1 pseudogene is annotated in these 289 nt (G+C 51.6%); it reads right to left on the reverse strand.

What is annotated here, in order from left to right:
- Positions 1 to 289: pseudogene (locus IV91_RS18695) on the reverse strand (RNA-guided endonuclease TnpB family protein); the annotation flags it as partial.

The following is a 289-nucleotide window of genomic DNA, read 5'->3' on the forward strand; positions in this document are numbered from 1 at the left end:
ACGACTCCAGCAAATATCCAAAGGAGTTTCATGCTTGGCCAGCGTCAACTTTCCTTCACGAAAAGCAAAGGCGTTTGGCATGTACGAACACGACTGGTTGTCCCGGCGAGACTTGAACGTGGGATAACCCGATTCCTTCTTGAAGAATTTTGTAAAAGCCGTGTCCAGGTGACGAAGCGATTGCTGCAGGACGACCGACGACACTTCACTCAACCATGATGTTTCAGGGTCCTGTTTCAGACCCTTGAGGCGCGCCGCCAAATCCTTGTAGTACACGCGCTGACCGTTG

This window comes from Ferrovum myxofaciens, assembly GCF_000735045.1.
Classification (GTDB): domain Bacteria; phylum Pseudomonadota; class Gammaproteobacteria; order Burkholderiales; family Ferrovaceae; genus Ferrovum; species Ferrovum myxofaciens.